General features: G+C 66.5%; 16 protein-coding genes and 2 pseudogenes. 3 read left to right on the forward strand and 15 right to left on the reverse strand.

Features of this window, described 5'->3' with window-relative positions; all coding sequences use genetic code 11:
• Nucleotides 1-99: 99 nt before the first annotated feature.
• The 7 genes and pseudogenes from AB3X95_RS21075 to AB3X95_RS21105 all read right to left on the reverse strand — a co-directional run bounded on the left by AB3X95_RS21075 (nucleotide 100) and on the right by AB3X95_RS21105 (nucleotide 8,792).
• On the reverse strand, nucleotides 100-1,506 hold the full coding sequence (locus AB3X95_RS21075; protein ID WP_184227441.1) for an MFS transporter: 1,407 nt from the start codon (nucleotides 1,504-1,506) through the stop codon (nucleotides 100-102).
• Nucleotides 1,507-1,672: 166 nt separating this feature from the next.
• Nucleotides 1,673-2,998 (reverse strand): FAD-dependent oxidoreductase, encoded by a 1,326-nt coding sequence (locus AB3X95_RS21080; RefSeq protein ID WP_176105974.1) that lies wholly within the window; start codon nucleotides 2,996-2,998, stop codon nucleotides 1,673-1,675.
• A gap of 34 nt (nucleotides 2,999-3,032) precedes the next feature.
• Nucleotides 3,033-3,503 carry a DUF126 domain-containing protein gene (locus AB3X95_RS21085; RefSeq protein ID WP_176105975.1) on the reverse strand — a complete coding sequence of 157 codons (471 nt, stop codon included), beginning with the start codon at nucleotides 3,501-3,503 and terminating at the stop codon, nucleotides 3,033-3,035.
• Nucleotides 3,500-4,786, reverse strand: a complete 1,287-nt coding sequence (locus AB3X95_RS21090) for an aconitase X catalytic domain-containing protein (protein ID WP_184227440.1) — start codon at nucleotides 4,784-4,786, stop codon at nucleotides 3,500-3,502. Before AB3X95_RS21090 ends, AB3X95_RS21085 begins: the two co-directional genes overlap by 4 nt.
• Nucleotides 4,787-5,739: pseudogene (locus tag AB3X95_RS21095) on the reverse strand (TauD/TfdA dioxygenase family protein).
• 37 nt (nucleotides 5,740-5,776) lie between these two features.
• Nucleotides 5,777-7,075: pseudogene (locus AB3X95_RS21100) on the reverse strand (MFS transporter); the annotation flags it as partial.
• A 1-nt stretch (nucleotide 7,076) separates the two neighbouring features.
• Complete coding sequence (locus tag AB3X95_RS21105; RefSeq protein ID WP_368622449.1) at nucleotides 7,077-8,792, reverse strand: dihydroxy-acid dehydratase; 1,716 nt, start codon at nucleotides 8,790-8,792, stop codon at nucleotides 7,077-7,079.
• Between the two features lie 88 nt (nucleotides 8,793-8,880).
• Here AB3X95_RS21105 and AB3X95_RS21110 point away from each other — a divergent pair, with 88 nt between their 5' ends.
• The gene (locus AB3X95_RS21110; RefSeq protein ID WP_176123814.1) at nucleotides 8,881-9,855 is read left to right on the forward strand and encodes a LysR family transcriptional regulator; all 975 of its coding nucleotides are present in this window, start codon (nucleotides 8,881-8,883) and stop codon (nucleotides 9,853-9,855) included.
• Between the two features lie 13 nt (nucleotides 9,856-9,868).
• Here the strand turns inward: AB3X95_RS21110 and AB3X95_RS21115 are convergent, their stop codons facing one another.
• The 6 genes from AB3X95_RS21115 to AB3X95_RS21140 form a co-directional block, all read right to left on the reverse strand.
• Nucleotides 9,869-10,831 carry a universal stress protein gene (locus AB3X95_RS21115; RefSeq protein ID WP_368622450.1) on the reverse strand — a complete coding sequence of 321 codons (963 nt, stop codon included), beginning with the start codon at nucleotides 10,829-10,831 and terminating at the stop codon, nucleotides 9,869-9,871.
• 127 nt (nucleotides 10,832-10,958) lie between these two features.
• The gene (locus AB3X95_RS21120; RefSeq protein ID WP_176123812.1) at nucleotides 10,959-11,432 is read right to left on the reverse strand and encodes a bacterioferritin; all 474 of its coding nucleotides are present in this window, start codon (nucleotides 11,430-11,432) and stop codon (nucleotides 10,959-10,961) included.
• A 36-nt stretch (nucleotides 11,433-11,468) separates the two neighbouring features.
• Nucleotides 11,469-13,550: a transketolase gene (tkt, locus tag AB3X95_RS21125; RefSeq protein WP_368622451.1), complete on the reverse strand. Its 2,082-nt coding sequence runs from the start codon at nucleotides 13,548-13,550 to the stop codon at nucleotides 11,469-11,471.
• A 278-nt stretch (nucleotides 13,551-13,828) separates the two neighbouring features.
• Nucleotides 13,829-14,374, reverse strand: a complete 546-nt coding sequence (locus AB3X95_RS21130) for a cupin (RefSeq protein WP_176123810.1) — start codon at nucleotides 14,372-14,374, stop codon at nucleotides 13,829-13,831.
• Nucleotides 14,375-14,426: 52 nt separating this feature from the next.
• On the reverse strand, nucleotides 14,427-14,603 hold the full coding sequence (locus AB3X95_RS21135; RefSeq protein WP_176123809.1) for a hypothetical protein: 177 nt from the start codon (nucleotides 14,601-14,603) through the stop codon (nucleotides 14,427-14,429).
• 61 nt (nucleotides 14,604-14,664) lie between these two features.
• Nucleotides 14,665-14,997, reverse strand: a complete 333-nt coding sequence (locus AB3X95_RS21140; protein WP_176123808.1) for a hypothetical protein — start codon at nucleotides 14,995-14,997, stop codon at nucleotides 14,665-14,667.
• Between the two features lie 173 nt (nucleotides 14,998-15,170).
• Between AB3X95_RS21140 and AB3X95_RS21145 the strand changes: the two genes are divergently transcribed.
• A complete protein-coding gene (locus tag AB3X95_RS21145) occupies nucleotides 15,171-15,407 on the forward strand; it encodes a hypothetical protein (protein WP_184227432.1) in 237 nt (78 codons plus the stop codon).
• A gap of 48 nt (nucleotides 15,408-15,455) precedes the next feature.
• On the opposite strand, the gene AB3X95_RS21150 is transcribed toward AB3X95_RS21145, so the two are convergent.
• The gene (locus AB3X95_RS21150) at nucleotides 15,456-15,701 is read right to left on the reverse strand and encodes a DUF6723 family protein (RefSeq protein WP_176123806.1); all 246 of its coding nucleotides are present in this window, start codon (nucleotides 15,699-15,701) and stop codon (nucleotides 15,456-15,458) included.
• 161 nt (nucleotides 15,702-15,862) lie between these two features.
• On the opposite strand from AB3X95_RS21150, the gene AB3X95_RS21155 reads away from it, so the two are divergent.
• Nucleotides 15,863-16,174 carry a hypothetical protein gene (locus AB3X95_RS21155; RefSeq protein ID WP_368622452.1) on the forward strand — a complete coding sequence of 104 codons (312 nt, stop codon included), beginning with the start codon at nucleotides 15,863-15,865 and terminating at the stop codon, nucleotides 16,172-16,174.
• A gap of 131 nt (nucleotides 16,175-16,305) precedes the next feature.
• Here AB3X95_RS21155 and AB3X95_RS21160 read toward each other — a convergent pair whose 3' ends face one another.
• Nucleotides 16,306-16,980 carry a MarC family protein gene (locus AB3X95_RS21160; protein ID WP_176105989.1) on the reverse strand — a complete coding sequence of 225 codons (675 nt, stop codon included), beginning with the start codon at nucleotides 16,978-16,980 and terminating at the stop codon, nucleotides 16,306-16,308.
• Between the last annotated feature and the right edge of the window lie 314 nt (nucleotides 16,981-17,294).

The raw sequence follows: 17,294 nt of genomic DNA on the forward strand, positions 1-17,294 counted from the left end.
CCGGTTTCGATGTAATTGGGTGATGCGGATGAAAGGCGGCAGCGAGCCTCGTGCGCGACGGTGCGCCGCGCACAGCCGGCCCTGCCGCTGCTGCTGGTCCTACCGCTCGGCCGCGGACAGCGGCGGCTCGGCGCCGTGCGCGAGATCGTGGTCGGCGAGGCCGTCGTCGTGCGCATCGCCCGGCCGGTACATGCGACCCAGCACGAACATCAGCGCCGCGACGCTGACGACCGGCAGCGCCGCGACCTGGAACAGCTCGCGCACCGGCAGATGTCCGGCGAGCAGCATCCCGCCGATCATCGGGCCCGAGATCGAGCCGATCTTCGCGACGCCGATCGCGGTGCCGGTGCCTTTCGAGCGGAAGCTGGTCGGATAGACGATCGATGCGACCGCATTAAGACCCGCCTGGGTGCCGGCTACGCAGAAGCCGACGCCGAACACGGCGGCGGTCAGCAAAGCCGTATTCAGGTCCATGCCGAGCGCCGCGACGAGCGGAAAGCCGACGAGCGGCAGACAGGTGACGAGCCTCACGCCGTGGCGATCGATGAAGCGCATCAGCACGAGGCCGCCGAGCGTGCCGCCGACCGAGAACAGCGTCGTCATCAGCGCGGCGCGATGCGCGGCGACGCCGGTCGCCTCGATCAGCACGGGTAGCCAGTTCTGCAGGAAGAACAGCGCCATCGAATTGGCGATGTACGCGAGCCACAACGCGGTCGTCACGTAGCGCAGGCGGCCGGCGAACAGCATTCGTGGCGAGAACCTGGCGACGCGGCGCTCGTCGGTCACGACGAACTGCGCGCCGGGCACCAACGCGAGTTCGGGCCGCACGCGCGCGGCGGTCGCCGCAATGCCGTCGCGGGGCCAGCCTTTCAGCACCTGATAGCGCAGCGACTCCGGCATCACGAACGACAGCCCGGCCGCCACTACGAGCGGCGCGAGCCCACCGACCACGAATACCGCGGGCCAGCCAAAGTGCGGCACGAGCCACACGGCGACGCCGCCGCCGAAGCCCGCGCCGAGCGTGTAGCCGGTGAACATCAGCGTGACCCAGGTGGCGCGCAGCCGCTTCGGGGCGAATTCCGACACCAGCACGAACGCATTCGGCACCGCGCCGCCGATGCCGATGCCCGCGGCGAAGCGCAGCCACAGCAGCTGGTCGACACTCGCCGCCCATGCGGTCGCGAGCGTGATGAGCCCGTACCAGCACGCACCGAGCAGGATCGCGCGCTTGCGCCCGATCCGGTCGCCGATATAGCCGAACAGGATCGAGCCGATCATGATGCCGAAGATGTTGGCGCCGAACACCGGACCGAGCACGCTGCGCTCGATGTGCCACGCGCGAATCAGCGAAGGCGCGGCGAACGCCAGCGCACTGAGCTCGTAGCCGTCGGTCAGCATCACGAGCCATGTGGACGCGATCAGCAGGATCGCGAAGCGGCCGATCTTCTGTTCGTCGATCAGGCGCGACACGTCCACCGTGCGCGCATCGGGCAGGGTTTGAATCATCGTCTCCTCCAGAGGTGCCGCGTCGGCGGCCGGGCAGATCCCGGCGCGTCGCGCGGTTCCGTCATATCGTCTCTGGCCGGCGCGGCAGTGGGTGCTCGTCGCGAGCCTCCTCGCGGAGCTCGCGCTGCACCTCTTTGATATTGCCGCGCCGCCGGCGGATCATGCGTCAGTTCTTCAGATGCGGCGGATCGATGCGATCGACGTTGTCGGCGAGCCGCTCGCGCAGCATGCCGCGATCGATGTCGTGAACACTGCCGCCGTCGGCGAGATCGAATGCGTGCGCGGCCGCCGCGCCCATCGCGATGCACGGCCCCATCACCCGCACGCTCGACAGTGCGGTCGCATCCGCGTCGATGCAGCGGCCGGCCGCGATCAGGTTGTCCGCGTCCTTCACGACGAGGCTGCCGAACGGCACGGTATGCAGATGGTCGTCGCCGAACGGCTTCCATTCATAGCCTTCGGCGCGATCGTGCAATTCGATCGGCCACGACGTGCGCGCGACCGCGTCGGGAAACTGCCGGGCGGCGATCACGTCTTCCGAACTCAACTGCTGCGCGCCGACGATCCAGCGCGTCTGCCGGATGCCAGGCAGGCCATAGCTGCGGATGTGCGCGTTGCGATAGATGTGCGGATACTCGCCGCGCAGGAACTCGAACGCGCGGTCCGCCTGGTCGCGGCCGACGAGCGCCGTGTGCGACGCCGCCATCGGTTCGAGCGGCGTCTCGATGTGCGTCATGTTCGCGATGCCGATATTGCGGCCACGGAAGTAGAACACGAGCCCGTCCTTGCGCTCGAGCCCATAGGCGTGCGCCTTTTCCTCGACGCGCTCGCGAAACGCGGGCGGCGTCGGCAGATCGGTTTCGTCGAGGTTTTCGAGCACGATCATCTGCGTGCCGCGAATCGGCGTTTCCGGCTCCTGGCAGTCGAAGCCTGCGAGCCACGTGAGCGCCGCATCGCCGCTCGCATCGACGAAGCCGTTCGCCGCGATGCGCACGTCGCCATAGCGCGTCGCGACTTCTAGCTCGCGCACCCGCCGCTCTTCACGTACGACGTTGCGCAGCACCGCGCCGAGCACGACGGTGATGCCGGCGTCGAGAATCTTCTGCTCGATCCAGCGCGCGAGCGCAACTTCGTCGTACAGCACGACGGTCGTCAGCGGCCCTTCCTTGTAGTGCAGCGCGCCCTTCTCGCCGAGATCGCGCAGGATGCCGTCCGCGATGCCGTGCGTCACCTGGAAACGCTGCGGCCCGTTCGAGAACAGCCCGCAGAACGTGCCGATGATCGAGTTGACCGCCTGGCCGCCGAGCGCGGGCAGGCTGTCGACCAGCACGACTTTGCGGCCAAGCGCGGCCGCTTCGAGCGCAGCCGACGTGCCGGCGATGCCCGCGCCGACGATGCACACGTCGGCGTCGAGTTTCCAGCCCGTCGGTTGGCCGCCGCGGCGGACGATACGAGTACCAGTCTTCAAAACATTTCCTCCTTGAAAAACCATCGCGGTTGCGCGCGGACCGTCCCGCGCAGCAAGATCAGGCGCGGCCGCGTTTGAGCACTTCGACGACGCCGCGCTCGGCATCGACGCGCACCCAGTCGCCGGTTTCGATCACGTCGAGTGGATCGATGTCGAAGTCGGTCAGCGACGGCGCATGGCTCACCACCGCGCCGAGCGCAATCTTCGTGGTCATCTCGTTGAACAGCATCGCGGCCGGCGCGGTGCCGGCGATCCGCGCGATATGGAACTGGCTCGACCAGCCCGACGAACCCTTCGCGCCGGGAAACACCAGCACCTTGTTCGCGAAGCTCTGGCCGCGCAGTTCGTGACGGGTTTCGATGATCGTGCCGGTGCGCGGATCGATGCCGCCCCAGCCCGAGATGCGATCGCGCGTGACGAGCGCCTCGCCCTCGACATAGCCGCCGACCACCTTGCGCCCGCGCAGTACGATCGGTGCGGCCGGCTCAGGTGTGCCTAACGTGTCTGTCGTCTCCTGGTTCGTGCTCATGCGGCCAGCCCTCCTGTCCAGCGGCCGCTCACCGCGGCCTCGATGCAATCGGCCGTGGTGCCGAACCAGGCCTGCACGCCCATGATCGCGGGCAGGTAGTGCGCCTGCTTCGCCGAGTCGAGTGCGACCACGCGCGTGCCCTTCGGCATCACGCGGCCGATCGCCGAGCACGTGTCGGTCATCAATACACCGCCCGCGTCCTCGATCAGCTTCGTATAGCCGGCCTGGTCCGCGAGCTGACGCGTCGCGCGCGCGGTGAAGATCCACAGTTCGGTATTCGCGCCGATGCGGCGGCCTTCGAGTAGCTGGCAGACCTCCCAGATCTGCTCGATCGAATAGTGCGGACAACCGAGCATCACGAAGTCGACCTGCGCGTCTTTCGCGGTGGTGTTCACGCGCTCGTACGCGAGGCGCCGCTCGGCCGCACCGTAGCGGATCGTGTCGAGCGGCTTGCGGCCGCGGAACGCTTCGTCGCGCGTGCGCGCCTCCGGCGTCTGGCCGACGATGTGATACATCTCGACACCGCCCGAGGACGCCGCGGCCGCGCCGAAGTGCTTGAGCTTCGGCAGGTTCGGCACGTCGCGCAGCCCGTCGATCACCGGAATGCGGTCCTGCACGAGTTCGCCGACGTAGTAGCCGAGCAGCCCCCAGTCCTGCACCGTCTTCACGTCGATGCCGAGCTCGATCAGATGCGTGCCGCTACGGTTTTCATCGAGGTGCAGACCCCAGTACGGAATCTTGCCGGTCAGCATCGCGGCGCCGGTGCTCTCGCGCCCTTCCGCGTTGGTACGCGCGCCGAGCACCGCGTTGATGTATATCACCGCCGAGGACTCCATCCATGCGCAATGCTCGCCGCGCACCGGCACGTTGCCGGTCAAATATGGCGCGCAGGTGTTCAGCGGCTGGATGCCGAGCCGTCCCGTGAATGCCTCGCCCTGGCGGTACAGCTTCACGACCTCGCCTTCGATGCCCTGACGCTGCGCATGCTGCGGATCGAGCCCCTGCTGCAGATGGCTGCTGAACACCTTGGCCTTCGGCACCTCAACTACCTCAGGGCTATCGAGGTTGAATTCGGAAAATACCGCGTCGAGGCCGCCGTGCTTCGCCGCGTAATCGCGCAGGAACGGCATCGTCGCGCCGACCGTGCCGCATACGTTGTTCGTGTCCACCAGCCTCGGCGCGCCGAGTGCTTCGCCGTAGCGCACCAGCAGATCCATCGCGCGCTGCACGGCCGCACCGTCGCGGCCGTCGAGCATCGCCCGTTCGTCGTCGTTCAGCTGCATTTAGCGCACTCCGTGGACAGATTCGAGTTGCTCCGCTTGCGGCGCCGCGTGCCGGTCGATGTCGACCGTCGTCGCGCGCCGCAGCTCGCGGCGCACCGACAGATCGTGACGGCGACCCCGGTGCAACGTGCAGCGGTTGTCCCAGATCACCAGATCGCCGGGCTGCCAGCGATGCGAATACACGAAGCGGCGCGCGGTCGCGTGTTCGAGCAGGTCCATCAGCAGCACGCGTCCTTCGGCGAGCGTGCGATCGGCGATATGCGTCGCGTGCGCGCCGATGAACAGATGCCGGCGTCCCGAACCGGCGTGCTCGCGCACGAGCGGCCAGCGCACCGGCGGCAGCGCGTTGCGCTGCTCGTCGCTGTAATCAGTGTCGCCGAGCAGGAAGCGCGAGTGCAGCGCGTAGTGCTCCGCTTCGAGCCCTTCGAGTTCGCGCTGCTCGCGCGGCTCGAGCGCATCCCACGCGGCGCGCATGTCCGCGTACTCGGTCTCGCCGCCCGACTCCGGCACGACGACCGCATGCAGCATCGAATAGCGCGCGGCCGGCTGCTGAAACGAACTGTCGCTATGCCACAACTGGTTCGCCAGATTGCCGACGATGCGCCGGTGCGCGCGCTCCGCGATCTGTCCGGACTCGTCCACATTCGAAATGTCCGCGAGCTCCTGATACGCGAGCCGCGCATGCGGACGCGCGACGCGCTTGAAGCCGAGATCGAGCGGCCCGAGCGAGCGCGCGAACGCGAGCTGCTGGTCCTGCGTGAGCGGCTGTCCGCGGAACACCAGCACCGCGTAGCGGTTCATCGCGGCATCGATCGCGCACGCGAGCTGTTCGGAAACGGGCGCCGTCAGATCGATGCCTCTGGCGAGGCCAACGAAGTCCGGATGCGCGGCGTCAATGGGAACGACTTCAGCGGCATGGGCTGCTCCTGTTTGAGGGTTGTCCGGCGCTGCATCGTCGCGGCGACGATGCAGACGGCCGAGAGCGAACGCGAGCACCGCGACGAACGCGACCGGCACCGCGCCGAGGAAGAACAGCTGCTCGACCGGCAGATGCGCGGACATCAGCATCCCGCCGATCACCGGCCCGGCGATCGCGCCGATCTTCTGGATGCCGACCGCCGCGCCTGTGCCTTTCGCGCGCAGCGCGGTCGGATAGACGAGCGCCGCGACCGCGTTCAGGCCGAACTGCGTGCCGACCACCGTGAAGCCGGTCAGGAACACGGCTGCCACCAGCATCGGGCCGGGCAGTCCGGTGCCGAGCAGCGCGACGAGGGGCGTGCCGACAAGCGGCAGCGCGGTGATGATGATGGCGCCGCGCGTGTCGACGAAGCGCATCAGCGCGAGGCCGCCGAGCGTGCCGCCAAGCTGGAACATCGTCGATACGAGCGCCGCCTCGCGCGGCGCAAGGCCCACGCTTTCGATCAGCACCGGCAGCCAGCTGCTGAGGAAAAACAGCCCCATCGAGTTCGCGACGTACACGGCCCACAGCACCGGCGTCAGCGCGCGCAGCCGGCCCGCGAACAGCAGCCGCAGCGAGCCGTCGCGGCCGTCGCCATGTGCGTCACCACCCGAAGCGCCGCCGGTCACGAAGCGCGCCCCCGGCGCGACGTGGAAACCCGGTGCGATACGTGCGACGATTCGCGCGACTTCGGCGTGACGGCCCTTGAGCGTCAGGAAGCGGATCGACTCGGGCACCGCGAAACACAACATCGCGCTCGACACGAGCGGCGCGATGCCGCCGATCACGAACACTACCTGCCAGCCGAACTTCGGCACGAGCCACGCGGACACGAGCCCGCCGACGCTGCTGCCGATCGTGTAGCCGGTGTACATCAGCGTGACCCACGTCGCGCGCCAGCGCTTCGGCGCGAACTCCGTCGTGTACGCGATCGCGTTCGGCACCACGCCGCCGATGCCGATGCCCGCCAGGAACCGCAGCACGAGCATCTGGTCGAGCGCGGTTGCGCGCGACGCCGCGAGCGTGAACCCCGCAAGCACGACGCTGCCGATCACGATCATGCGCTTGCGGCCGATCACGTCGCCAAGGTAGCCGAGCACGAACGCGCCGATCATCGTGCCGAACACGAATGCGCCGAACACCGGGCCAAGCACGCCGTGTTCGAGATGCCACGCGCGGCTCAGCGCCGGGGCCGCGAAGGCCATTGCGGCGAGGTCGTAGCCCTCGGTCATCATCATCACGCCCATCGCGACGATCAGCAGCACACCGAAGCGGTTCGTCTGCTGCCGCTCGATCACCGTGCCGATGTCGATTACGGTTTGCTCGCCCATCTCAGCGCTCCCGCGCCAGGCGGTCCGCGCCGAGCACCGCGCCTTGCGGCATCGTGCCGACCGTCGCGCGATAGATTTTCAGCCAGCCGGTGTCGTTGACCGGCGCGGGACGCTGCCACGCGGCGCGCCGCCGCGACAGCTCGGCTTGGTCCACCTTCAGATCGCAGACGCGCCGCTCGAGGTCGATCTCGATCGTGTCGCCGTCCTCGACGTACGCGAGCGGTCCGCCGGTCGCCGCCTCCGGCGACACTTCCGCGACCACCAGCCCCTTGCAGACGAGGCCCGACAGATGCCCGTCGGTCAGCATCGCGACCTGCTCGGACAGGCCCGCGCCGTCGATCGCGAACACCACGCGTGATGCGCCGCCGCCCATCGCCGGGCCGCCGCACACGCCCGCGCCGCGCATCACGACGACTTTGCCCGGTTGCACGCGGCCGTCCTTGATCGCCGCGATCGCATCGTCGGAGGTGGAGAAGCAGATCGCTTCGCCGGTGAACGCGCGCTGCTTGGTCGGCGAGATGCCGAACTTCACGATGCCGGCCTGCGGGGCCAGGTTTCCGCGCACCAGCACGATCGCCGGATGGTTCGCGAACGCGCGCTCCGGCGGGCGGATCACGTCGTCGTCGGCGATCCGGACCTCGGCCAGGTTGTCCTTCACCGTGCGGCCGGTCACCGTCAGCGCGCCGGTGTCGAGCCACGCTTCGAGCCGCTTCATCACGCCGCGCCCGCCGCCCGCCGCCTCCAGTTGCTCGATCGTGTGCGAGCCGACCGGACGCACGCCGGTCAGCACCGGAATCTGCGCGGCGAATGCCTCGAACAGCGCGTACACGTCGACGTCGAGCTGGCCCTCGGCCGCGACCGCCTGCAAGTGCTTGACCGTGTTGATCGAGCCGCCGACCGCGAGCACCGTCTTCACCGCATTCGCGAACGCGCCGGGCGTCAGGATGTCGCGCGGCTTCAGGTCGTCGCGCACCATCTCGACGATGCGCGCGCCCGCTTCGTGCACGAACGCGAACATTTTGTCGCTGTTGGCGGCGACCGGCGTGCTGCCGGGCAACGACATGCCGAGCGCCTCGCTGACCATGTGCATCGAGTTCGCGGTGCCGAGACCCGAGCACACGCCCGGCCCGCGAATCGCGTTCTGGCTCATGCCGATCAGGTCCTCGACCGGCAGCGTGCCGGTCAGCGTATGCATCGCGCCGACGAACACGTCCTCGATGTCCACATGCTCGCCGCGGAATTCGCCGCTCGGCTGATAGCCGCATGCGACGACGATGCTCGGGAGGTTCAGCCGCGCGGCGGCCATCAATTGGCCCGGCACGGTCTTGTCGCACGAAGCGAGGCACACCATGCCGTCGAGTTGCGCGCCTTCGACGGCCACTTCGATGTCGTTGGTGACGAGGTCGCGTGCGGCCAGCATGTACGCTCCGCGCGCGCCCGCGCCGGTGATGAAGTCGCTCGGCGCCGCGGTGCGGATTTCGAACGGCAGCGCGCCCGCCGCGCGGATCGCCTGTTTCAGTTGTGCGGCGATGCCGTCGAGATGGCTGAAGCAGGTAGCAAGTTCGGACGAGGAATTGACGATGGCGATCTTGGGCTTGTCGAGGTCTTCCTCGCTGATGCCGAGATTGCGCCATTGGGCGGCGCGCACCGCGCCGAGATACGAACCTCGCGGGAAATTGCTGCGCAACGGGCGTTGCGGCTTGCGTCCATCGGACATGGCGTCTCACTCCTTTGTTGTGGAAACGATGTTAGGAAGCGCGATAAAATCCGTCAATTATGTGACATCGATAGGCATCATCCAAACCATGGATATTCGTCAGGTCGACCTGAATCTGCTGAAAGTGTTCGATGCGTTGCTGAAAAAGCGGCATGTGACGCAGGCGGGCGTGAGCATCGGGCTCAGCCAGCCGGCAATGAGCTATGCGTTATCGAAGCTGCGTGAGCTGTTCGAGGACCCGCTGTTCGTGCGCACCGGCCGCGGCATGGAGCCGACGCCGCGCGCGCAGGCGCTCGGCGATCCAGTTGCGCGGCTGCTGGATCTCGTGCAGACCGAAATCCTGCCGATGCCCGAATTCCGTCCGGCCGCGTCGTCGCGCAGCTTCGTGCTGTGTATGTCGGACATCGGCGAAATGGTGTTCCTGCCCCGCTTGCAGAACTTTCTCGACAAGACCGCGCCGCACGTGACCATCAAAACGGTCGCGCTCAGCATGCCGGAGCTGGAGGAAGGTCTGGCGAGCGGCGACGTCGATCTCGCGATCGGCTACTTTCCGGGTTTGAACAGCGAATCGCTGAAGCGCAAAGCGCTGTACCGGCATTCGTATGTGTGTATTGCGCGCGAAGACCATCCGGAAATCGGCGACACGCTGTCGCTCGATCAGTACCGCGCGGCCGCGCACGTGATGGTGCATCCCGAAGGCCGCGAGCAGGACGTGCTCGCTCGCACGCACGAACGCCTCGGGATTCGCATCAACGTGCGCTTCAGCGTGCCGCGTTTTATCGGCGTACCGTTCGTCGTCGCCGGCTCGGACATGATTGCAGCGGTGCCTCAGGCGGTCGGGCGGCGCTTCGCGGAGTTCGTGAACGTCAAGCTGCTGCCCTTACCCTTCCCCGCGCCCAAGTACGACTTTTATCTGCACTGGCATCCGCGCTTTCATCACGAGCCGGCCAACCGCTGGATTCGCGACGCGATGAGCGAGCTCATCAAGGGGCCGATGCAGCACGAGCCGTTGCCGAATACGAAACGGACGCGCTCGAGCGCAGCGCCACAGTCCAGGCTGTAGCACCGCTACTCGCTCACGATGCCGAAGTGGCGTCGCTGGCGTGGATCAGCAGAATTGGCGTTTGCGTGATTTGCAGGACCCGCCCAGCGACGCTGCCGAGTATCCAGCGTGTGATGCCGCGCCTGCCATGCGTACCCATCACGATCAGTTGCGCCTCCCAGCCGCCCGCCTCGCGCACGATCGCATGAGCAACATCATCGTCGGTTCGGTTCGTCCTGACGAGCGCTGTCGAGACCCGCGCCGACACGCGCGCCAGAACCGGCTCGGCAGCGGCTATTGCCTCCTTGCCTTCGCCGACGAACGAGTCCTCGAGCGAATCGATCGGGATCCAATCGGAGAGCCGCACGGCGCGATCGATCACATAGACCGCTCGCAATTCGGTCTCGGACGTAGCGAACCGTATTCCATACTGCAACGCGGATATCGACAGAGAACTACCGTCGACCGCGAACAGGATGCGCTCGGGCGGCTCGCCATGCGTCGTGCTGTAGCTCTGCGGGACGACCAGCATCGGGCAGCGCAGACGTCTCGTCAGCCGTTCGGACACCGTACCCTCGGCCCAACGCTGCAGCCCCTGGTGTTGACGCGCGCCTATCACCATCAGGTCGGCTCTCCATGTGTCGGCCGCATCGATCAGGGCATCCACGACGTCGTTGCCGCGCTTCGCGAGGTCGATGATTTCCGAGTCGATACGCGCATCACACGCGGCTAGCGATTGCGTCGCCCGATCGAGCGCCTCGAGCGCATCGCGGAGCAATTCATCGCGCGCCAGATCCAGCATGTGGCCGACGCGCCGGCCCGTCGGAAAAAGCTTATGGGGATTCTCGGCCACGCTCACGAGGCGGACGTCGCATCCGGCGGGAAGGAGGTTTCGCGCGTAGTCGAGCGCCCGTCGGGATGCTTCCGATGAATCGACTGCGATCAGCACTCTGCGCGGCAGCGTCGAGATGGCGTCGCCTGAATGGGGGGAATTCATGGTTGGCTCCGTACTCGCAGGTTTGGCGGCGTGGTGACGAATGGCGTCGACTACGAGATCTACGCGAAACGCGACGCCTGAGCGGCCCCTCTGCGATGCCCCGCTCATCACAGAGGGCCGTCTACGATCAAGCCGGGGGTGCCTGCCGTTCCTCCGACGTCGTCATTTCCCCAGGGCGGCGCAACATCTTGTCGACCTCGCCCGCGTGCATCTCTTCGACGTGGATCATCTGACGGGCGAATTCCTCGAGTGCAACCGAGCGGTCTTCCACCAGCGCCAGCAGATCGCGATACAACTGCAACGCGACATTCTCGGCTTGCAACGACTCGCGGAGGATCGAAGCGATATCGAAGGTATGCGAGTCGAGCAGAGGACCGATCGCCAGCGACGGATAGGCGCCCAGCGTGGTAATCCATTCGCCCGCCTGCTGTGCGTGCAACAACGATTCGTCCGCCTGAGCGCGCAACCACTCCCGGATCGGGATGCGCCCGAATCCGAAAACAAGCAACGAATAGTGCGTATAACGGACGACGCCGGCCAACTCGGATTCGAGAATCCGGTTCAGCACCGCAACCACGTCCTCCTTATTGATCTCGGCCATTTGATGTCTCCTTTCACTCAAACCGTCGCCGCACGCTCAAGCGCCCTTCCCCTTCTTCACCCGCTCGATCTGCTGCTTCGCCGCCTGATACACCGCTTCCGGCGTGAAACCGAACTTCTTCTTCAGATCCGCAATCGGCGCCGACGCGCCGAACGTATGCATGACGACCTGCGCGCCGAGCCGCCCTGTATACCGATCCCAACCGAGCGACGCAGCCTGCTCGACCGCGACGCGAGCCTCCACGTCCGCCGGCAGCACCGACTCCTGATACGCGCCGTCCTGGCGCTCGAAGATGTCCCACGACGGCATCGACACGACGCGCGCCGCGATGCCCTCGCTCTTGAGCTTCTCGTACACGTCGGCGCAGATTGACAGCTCGCTGCCGGTCGCCATCAGGATCACCTCGGGCTTCTTGCCATCGGGCGCATCGGCGAGCACATACGCGCCGCGCTTCACGCCGCTCGCGGACGCATAGCGGCTGCGGTCGAGCGTCGGCAGCGGCTGGCGCGACACGACGATGCACGCCGGCCGATGCGGCTGCGTCAGCGCGACCCGCCACGCCTCGGCCGCTTCGTTCGCGTCGCCGGGACGCAGCACCGTGAGGCCGGGCACGCCGCGCAACGATGCGAGCTGCTCGATCGGCTGATGCGTCGGACCGTCTTCGCCGACGCCGATCGAATCGTGCGTGAACACATAGATGGCCGGTACTTCCATGATCGCGGACAGGCGGATCGGCGGCTTCATGTAGTCGCTGAAGATCAGGAACGTCGAGCCGTACGCGCGCAGATTCGATAGCGCGAGCCCGTTGACCACCGCGCCCATCACATGTTCACGAATGCCGAAGTGCAGATTGCGGCCGCCATAGCTATCCGCCTGGAAGCTGCCGGCGCCTTCGAACTTCAGGTTGGTCTTCGTCGACGGCGACAGGTCGGCCGCGCCGCCGATCATCCACGGCACGCGCGCGGCAATCGCATTGAGCACCTTGCCCGATGATTCGCGTGTCGCGATCCCCTTAGGATCGGCGTCGAAGCTCGGGATGTCGCTGTCCCAGCCCTCCGGCAATTCGTGCGCCTGCATCTGCGCGAATTCGCGCGCGAGCTCCGCGTACTGCTTTTTGTAGCTGTCGAACTTCGCCTGCCATTGTTCGCGCGCCGCCTTGCCGCGCGCGCCGATGCCTTGCGCGAAGCGTTCGTGCACGCCCTCGGGCACGTAGAAGAACTTGTCCTCGGGCCAGCCGTAGAACTTCTTGGCCAGCGCGACTTCGTCGACGCCGAGCGCTTCGCCGTGCGCGGACGCGGTGTCCTGCTTGTGCGGCGCACCCCAGCCGATGATGCTGTGGACCACGATCAGCGTCGGCCGGTCGGTCACCCTCTTCGCTTCGACCAGCGCCTTTTCGAACGCGGCGGTGTCGTTCGCATCCCCGACATTCAGCGTGTGCCAGTTGTAGCCGTGAAAGCGGCTTGCCACATCGTCGCTGTATGCGAGGTCGGTATGGCCTTCGATCGTCACGCGGTTGCTGTCGTAAATCCAGATCAGGTTCGACAGCTTCAGATGCCCCGCGAGCGAGGCCGCCTCGTGCGAGATGCCTTCCATCATGTCGCCGTCGCCGCACATCGCGTACACGCGGTAATCGAACAGCGGCGCGTCCGCGCGGTTGAAGTGGTTCTCGTGCCAGCGCGCGGCCATCGCCATGCCGACGCTATTGCCGAGCCCCTGGCCAAGCGGCCCCGTGGTGGTCTCGACGCCGGTCGTCATCCGGTACTCGGGGTGGCCCGGCGTATTGCTGTCGATCTGGCGGAAATGCTGGATGTCGTCGAGCGACACGGCCGGCGCGCCGGTCGGCTTGCCGTGTTCGTCGACGGCTTTCACGTTGGCCAGATGCAGCAGCGAATACAACAGCATCGATGCATGCCCGACCGACAGCACGAAGCGGTCGCGGTTCGGCCACAGCGGCTCGTCAGGGTCGTAACGCAGATGGTGTTGCCACAGGTGATAGGCGATCGGCGCGAGCGCCATCGGCGTGCCGGGGTGGCCGGAATTGGCCTTCTGCACGGCGTCCATCGACAGCGTGCGGATCGTGTTGATGCACAGCTGATCGAGGGAGGGATCGTTTTGCATGGGACGCTCCTTGTTCGGCATTTCGGGAGACGGCCGACGCACACCGCTGAGCGCGCGGACGGATCGGCGCATCGTGTCGTCATGGAAAACGCGCGCGTCCGGGCGTGACCACGAGGACACGAAGCGGGACGCAAAGCCGCACGTGGAACCGCACACGTGCCGACGTTACTGCCGAAAGCGCGCGGGAAAATCGCGGCGAAGCCCACAGATGATGCGCCTAACCGCGCAACTCTGCACGCCACCCCGCAGCAGACCGGCTGCTTCGCGAACGACGAAGTTCACGCCGCCTGCAGCCAAAGCTCGACCACCGGACCATGCTTGCCGTCGATCGGATCGAGCGGCGGAAACGGCAGCGCCAGCATCTCGGTGAGTTCCTGCGGCGTCAGCGCTTCGCGGCGAATGTCCCACTGCTGCCCCAACGGATAGCCCGCCACCACCTGAAAATGCGGCTCGAACGATTGCAGACAATGGCCTGTGCCGGCCGGCAGCAGCAGCACGTCGCCCGCATGCAGCCTCACCACCCGTCCGCCGGGTCCGCCGACGATCACTTCGGCGCTCGCGTCGGTCACGCCGAGCACCTCGTGCGCGGTCGCGTGAAAGTGATGGAAGTCGAAGATGCTGTTGCGCCACTGCGCGGGCCATGCATTGCGCTCGAACAGGATTTCGAACGCGGCGGGCAGATTGCCGCTGCCGGGCGACAGCGCGCGCCGGTACAGCACGACCGGCAGCTTGCTGTTGTTCGGCACCCAGCCGTGCGGTTCCAGCATGAAAGCTTCGTATTCGGTCTGCGCGGCGTCGAAGCCGTGCTTTGACTCGTTGAACATGATTGCTCCTGGCTTGTGATGCGGTTGCCGCGAACCGGCGCTCCAGCGCCGGCTAGCCTCCGCCGATGCCCTGCAGCACCTTGCCCGTGCCGCCGCACACGGTGCAGCGAGCACCGTCGACCTTGCCGGTGCCGTGGCAGGCGCGGCAAATGTCCTCGCCCGCGCCTGGTGTGTTGGGCGGCGCTTCGTCGCCGGGGTTCATCGATTCGGTTGAGTTGTCCGGTTGCATGCGCTTTCTCCGGTTGAAGGTTGACGGAATGGATGCACGGGCTGGCTCACAACGCGCCGCGTCATTGCTCGCCCGGCTGCTTGCGATGCGATTCGCGCCCGCCGCCCCCTGGCGGTTCGGCGTGCTCGCCGGTGCCGAGCGGCACCTCGGCGCCGTGCCGCGGGCTCTCGCTCGAACGTGGCGGATTGGTCGCTTTATCCACGCCGGTCTGCACGACCGGTTCGATGCCGAGCGGACTCGGCTCGACGTAGTGCGTGCCACTCGGCCTGTTGCGGGCTTTGACTTCGTCGGATATCGCGGGCGCGGCGCGCTCATCCGGCCTCGTGGACTGCTCGCCGCCAGGTGTGGCGGCCTGCTGCCGGGTGTCGGCGTTGGTCGATTGGGAATCTGGCATCACGCCCTCCTCGTGTGTTCGGCCGTCGATTCGCGTCGTGACGCGGCATCTCGAACGGCCACCTGGTTCATGCAGCAACATTCGAGCCTTGCCGATGAAGTCAAGCGCAGCGCGACAGGCACGGCCATTGCGATCTCTCGCTTTGTAAAAAGGAGAACCCAAAGGAGAACCCTATGAGCATCACGACTATTCGCGTATCCGGCACCGAGGTGCAGGTCGAGCGCACGCTGTACACGTTCGCGCAAAAGAGCGACGCCGATGCGTTCCAGAACTGCCTCGTCGAGGGTTCGGTCGACACCTGCTATCGCGATCACCCGCCGCTCGCGACGCGCCCCATCGAGCCCGACGAACATCCGGACGAGCCTGCGCGTGGCAGCACGATTTCGCCGTCGCTCGGCGGTATGCCTTGATCGCGTCCGCACGTGTCGCGGAACAAGCACCGCACCGGCCGCGCGCGCTCAGCCTTCGGGTGCGGCGCGATCGGCCGCGACGATCTCGCGGCCATACGCAATCGCGGCGCGGCGAGCTTCCTCGGCGGTCGCATAGGGGCCGATCTGCGGTGCGCCGTCGAACGGAAACAGAATCCGCCTGTCCGCTTTCCTCACGACCTTCAGTCCACCTATGTATCGGCCGTCGCCTGTTCCGTGATAGCTGGCGAAGATCTCGAAGTCGTCGTCAGCAACGTCGGCCTTGTGTCGCGCCATATGCGTTCCTCTTCCTGTGCTTTGCGTGGGTGATGTCCAATGCGAGCCGGGCGCGCGCGGGCATCGCGATTCGGCGTGTGCGGGTTTTCAGCAAGTCACGTTCCACGCAACGACATCCGTCGTCATGCGGCACGAGCATTGCGCGTCTGAACGAAGACTTTGTGGAGACCCTGATGGATTTACCTGACACGAGCCGGCAAGCGCCCCGTGCAATCGGCACATTCGACCTGGACGCACCCACCCTGGCGCGAATTTCGACGCAGACGCTGCCGCTGCCGCTGCATCTACATGTGCCGACGCCGCCCGAGGTCGACCCCGAGATCCCGCCCAAGGCGCCGCCGCCGAACATCGACCCCGATCCGATCCCGGACGATCCGCTCGACGATCCCAACGAACCACCGGAAGGCGACCCGCCCGCGGCGCCGCCGCCGTTGCACGCATGGCGCCGGCGGTTGCCGTGCGTCGCGGATTGAGTCCATGTGGAGACGGCCAATATGGGAGGATCGACAGTTATCCTCATTGCCATGAGCGCGCCCGACCTTATCGAACACGAAGACGGCAACAAGGACGACGACCTCGGTCTTTATCGGCGCGCGACGCGTCGCTACGGGGTAGTCGCCCGCATCGTCGCGATCGGAGTCAGGAATTCCGACACGCCGGTCAGGATGATCTGCACGCCGATGCACAGCAGCAGGAACGCCGATACCCGCAATGCGACCTTGGTGCCCTCGACGCCGAGATAGCGCGCCAACACCGTCGCGCGGCTATAGATCAGATATACGCAGACGGCCACCGCGAACGTGATCGCGACCGAAGCGATGCTCGACATCACGAACGCCGACAGCTTGTGCGTACGATTCGCGGACAGCGCGATCGCGGTCGCGATCGAGCCGGGCCCGGTGGTCAGCGGCACGGTGAGCGGAAAGAATGCACGGGCCTTCGCGGTCTCGGCATCGACGCGCTTGACGTCCGTCTGCTCGGCCGGCGTGTCGGGCGCATTGAGCATCTGCCAGCCGCCGACGGCGAGCGCGAGCCCCCCGCCGATGCGCAGCGCCTCCATCGAGATACCGAAGAAATGCAGGATCGGCGTGCCGATGAAGAATGCCACCAGCAGCACGCAGGCGGCGTTGATCGCGACCTTGCGGGCAAGCGCGTCGCGCTCGTCGAGCGTCAACGATGCGGTCCGATCCAAAAACACGAACGCGCCGCCGAACGGATTGATGATGCTGATCATGCCGATGAAGCCGAACATAATGTCCGAGATCAGACTTTCGACCATGTGCGTGTCCGTGTGTCTGCGTGTGCCTGCATGTGCTCGCGGGGGTTCGCGCCTGGGCGCGGTGCCGGTCATGAATCCGGCACGCATCGCGCGGACCAGAAAATGCTGGAATGGTCGCAGATCATATCGCGGCGCGCCAGTCGCCCAGTAAAAAAGCCCCGCGATACATGGCGCGTCACGTCGCGTCCCGCTTTGCACCGCAGCAATCCGTGCGGGAAAGATGCAATTGCAACGGTCGAAATCCTCGCATTTATTTTGACCTACTTTACGGGAGCGAAGTATCCGGCATACAGTCATCAGCGAAGCCGGAAGTT

Origin of the sequence: Paraburkholderia sp. BR13444 (assembly GCF_040948755.1) — a bacterium.
In the GTDB taxonomy this organism is placed as follows: domain Bacteria; phylum Pseudomonadota; class Gammaproteobacteria; order Burkholderiales; family Burkholderiaceae; genus Paraburkholderia; species Paraburkholderia youngii.